Below are 3,829 nucleotides of genomic sequence, written 5' to 3' on the forward strand. Positions count from 1 at the left end.
CAGAACCGTCTCCATGAACTGCTGCCATGGAATTGGCGCGCCGCCGAAGATCAACGCGAAGCCGCCTGATCCGCGGCCTTCACCGAATGCCTACGGCCATCGCGAACTTTGGGGCCCTTAACACCGGCAGCCCAGATCTGAAGATCGGCTGGGATGATCTCTCCCGTTGCAGTCACCATGCCCTGGGGTGTGGATGCGTTCACCGCGGTCGCGGTGCGCACCGCCACCCCAAGCGCTTCGAGCTCTACTCTCGCCGCATGGGCCAGACGTTCACAGGAAGGGCTGGCAATATCCTTGGCCCCGCCTCCACGAGCGATACCTGCAAACGGCTGCGATCGAACACCTCCAGACCATGGTGGCTGAGCGCATCGGCGGCATTGAAAAGCTCGGCGGCGAGTTCTACGCCCGTCGCGCCGCCGCCTACGATCGTCACACGAACGCGAGCATCGCTTGCCGGATCGGCTGACATGGTCCGCGACACACGCAGGCAGTGGTTCAGGAGGCGATCCCGAAACTTGTCTGCCTGCACGCGGCTATCGAGCGCGAGGCAGTTGTCCGCAACGCCCGGGGTTCCGAAATCGTTGGTGACAGAACCATAGGCCAGAACGAGATAGTCGTACCGAATCGAATGGGGTGCCACGACTTCTCGCCCCCGCTCGTCTGAAACCGCGGCGAGATTGACGCGACGTGCCTTGCGGTCGATCCCTGCCAGTTCACCATAGAAATAGCGATAGCCCCAGCGATGGCAGTGGCTGCGAGAGCCCACCTCATCCATGTTGGCATCGAGCGAACCTGTCGCGACCTCGTGCAGAAGGGGCTTCCAGATATGCGTCCTGTTGCGGTCGACGAGGATGATGTCATGGCGCTTGCGTCCAAATCGCCGGCCGAGCTTGGTCGCAAGTTCAAGGCCGGCAGCCCCGCCGCCGACAATGACGATCTGCGTTTTGGGCGTTGTCATATGTTCTCATCCTTTCTGCGGGTGATCGCAGCAGTGCTGACGGGATGGCATCAACAATCGCGCCCCGCCAGCGCAGCCGCGAGGACTGCGGGGCCTTCATCGTGATAACCACACCAAGCAGACATCCGCCACACCAGCAGACATCCGGTAGATTGGGCAACGGTGTAATCGCACCGACGGCGCTGACCCGTGCCGGCCTGGAGGCCTACCTTAACCGCTCGGCATGCCAGGTCAGGTGGTCTGCCATGAAGGTCGAAATGAAATAATAGCTGTGGTCGTATCCAGGCTGCATACGCAGGGTAAGCGGGATACCGGCTGCATCGCACGCCTTCTCCAGCAGATCAGGGCGCAATTGTTCTACGAGAAATTGATCTGCGTCACCCTGATCCACCAGTATCGCAGGAACCCGTGCGCCGTCTTCGATCAGAGCAGTGGCGTCATGCTTGCGCCATGCGTCACGATCGTCCCCCAGATAGCCAGTCAGCGCCTTGATGCCCCAGGGCACCTGGCTCGGCGCGACGATAGGGGAAAAGGCGGACACCGCCCTGAAACGCTCCTGGTGGCGAAGCGCTATGGACAGCGCACCATGGCCGCCCATGCTGTGACCCATTATCGACTGCCGTTCCATGTCGGCCGGGAAATGCTCGACGATCAGGGCCGGTAATTCTTCCGTGACATAGGTCCACATGCGATAATTACGGTCGAACGGCGCCTGCGTCGCATCAACGTAAAAGCCCGCGCCAAGGCCGAAATCATAGGCGCCGCCAGCATCGTTGGGTACGCCTTCGCCACGCGGCGAAGTGTCTGGCGCGACGAAGATCAGGCCGAGTTCGGCGCATATGCGCCGAAACTCGCCCTTTTCAGTCACATTGGCATGGGTGCAGGTCAGGCCTGAAAGATACCATATAACCGGTAATTTCGCTCCCTCTTCGTGCGGCAGGACATAGACCGAGAAAGTCATGTCCGTGCCCGTGGCGGCCGAGGCGTGCTTGTACACCCCCTGCACGCCGCCGAAGGCGAGATTGGCGCTGACCTGCTCCATGCTCATGACTTAGCACTACTTTGGCAGTTTTGTTCAGGCCTGTCTGCGAGGAGCTTTTCACAATGGGGGCACCGAAGTGGCGGAGGCCTTATGAAGATGTTCAAGATCGCCTGTCGGATAGCTGGCATGCTCGGTTGTGGCGGCGGTCCCCCGACTCTTTTTTTTCCGCCCCGCTGCTTTGAGACGGCGGGCTTGGAGGAAGGCGTATGCGATCATTGTCATCAATGTATGTCGATGTAATCCAAACCAGGAGCGGCCTTCGAAATGATCGAGGCCCAGTTCTTCCTTGAGCTGCTGATGTGCTTGCTCGCAGATCCATCTCGCCTTGATCGTCGCGGCAAGCATTTTGAGGGTGGCGTCGGCAGGTAAATTTGAGACGTAGTATTTTTGCTCACCGGTCGAACGGCGCTCTCCAACAAGCCAGACCTCATCGCCTGGCATGGCCTGGACGCGGTTATCGAGCATGCGATGGCGATGTCCATCAGCAACCCTTACACGACGAGCGGCGAACAAGCATGTCAGTCTTCCCTTAGTACCGCGTCGCCAGCTAACCTTTTTCCATTTTTCCTTAACCAACATGGTCTCGGCTGAGACCGGCTGTTGATCAGGGATGTGGTACTTGCGCTTGTTCCCCATGTTAGCGACCGGAAATATCAGCGCCACGTCAGACGGATATACATTCTGACGCCGCGACAAGCCCACTGCCCAGAGCAGGCCGCGGTCAGTCAATGCCTGGCGAAAGGACCCGCTGGATCCATAACCAGCATCGGCCAACACGCAGCCGAAGCGGGCACCTGTAGCGATGACGCGATCGATCTCCTCCATCGCAATCTCTGGTTTTGTCCGGGCGATCTGACACTCTTTGGGAACCTGCGCGCGCGTCATCTTATCAACATCGCTTGTCCAGCTGTCAGGCAGAAAAAGGCGTAGCCCCACCATGACCGGCACTTCCCGGGAAGCCAGCGTCACCGAGACTAGGGACTGACAGTTGGCGGTCTTTCCCAGCGATGAAGCATATTGCGGAGCTACCCCGACGGAATGGGTTCCCTTCTTCGGCAAGGCGGTGTCATCGATGACGAGAAATCCCGCTGCATCGCCCACCAGCCGATCTGCTTCTTGCACCAGCACTTTCTCGAGAGGAGCGCTGTCCCAAACCCCCGCAGCGACAAAATGATGAAGCTGATCATAGCCGATCTCGCTCGCTCGCGATGCCATCGGCTGAACGCTCTTACGGTCTCCTGGGCCTATCAGACCTGCTATGTAGGCGGGGCACATCCGACGGCGCGTCTTGTGCCCAAGAGCGATGAGAAACGGCTCAAGCCAGCCCTCCAGATCCTCTTTCCATTCCGTATCCATCACCAGCCCTTTCGATAGCTGGCTCTCCATGAATCAGGGTTTTTGCCTTTTGGGAATCCGGAGGTTTCTGTGAGGTCGCGCGGCGGAACGCGGGCGTCATGGCACCGTGCGCGACCTCATTGAAGCCGGATTGAGCTAACCCGCTGACGCGGGCCACAGCTATGGGATTAGTAGCGTGCGGGCGGCTTGGCGACGGATGCGGCCGTGCTGCTGTGGCCGACGATCGTGGTGAACATGACGACATTGGATGCCGTAAGATATGTGTTGGCGCCGTTGAACGACGCAGATGGTCCCGGTTCCAGCGGCATCATGGCTCGTGGACATAGGTAGTCTGTCGCGCCGGTCGGTATCGACACCAGCGCAAGATGTGCCTGCCTGAGAGCCCGATCCGAAACTAAGTTGAGTGGTATCAGCGGGTTAGCTTGACGCTTACCGAAGTCGTTGATTCAGGGGTTTTGCAACAAACTTCCGGA

The 3,829-nt window shown here is 59.4% G+C and carries 3 protein-coding genes and 1 pseudogene; all 4 read right to left on the reverse strand.

What is annotated here, in order from left to right; all coding sequences use genetic code 11:
* Positions 1–95 precede the first annotated feature (95 nt).
* A pseudogene (locus BMY84_RS28785) lies at positions 96–958 on the reverse strand (NAD(P)/FAD-dependent oxidoreductase); the annotation flags it as partial.
* Positions 959–1,163: 205 nt separating this feature from the next.
* A complete protein-coding gene (fghA, locus tag BMY84_RS28790; RefSeq protein WP_093088582.1) occupies positions 1,164–2,000 on the reverse strand; it encodes an S-formylglutathione hydrolase in 837 nt (278 codons plus the stop codon).
* A gap of 57 nt (positions 2,001–2,057) precedes the next feature.
* The gene (locus tag BMY84_RS28795) at positions 2,058–3,386 is read right to left on the reverse strand and encodes an IS701 family transposase (protein ID WP_256215510.1); all 1,329 of its coding nucleotides are present in this window, start codon (positions 3,384–3,386) and stop codon (positions 2,058–2,060) included.
* A gap of 137 nt (positions 3,387–3,523) precedes the next feature.
* On the reverse strand, positions 3,524–3,667 hold the full coding sequence (locus tag BMY84_RS30075; protein WP_177204262.1) for a hypothetical protein: 144 nt from the start codon (positions 3,665–3,667) through the stop codon (positions 3,524–3,526).
* Positions 3,668–3,829: the final 162 nt, after the last annotated feature.

This window comes from Sphingobium sp. AP50, from assembly GCF_900109095.1.
Taxonomy (GTDB): Bacteria; Pseudomonadota; Alphaproteobacteria; order Sphingomonadales; family Sphingomonadaceae; genus Sphingobium.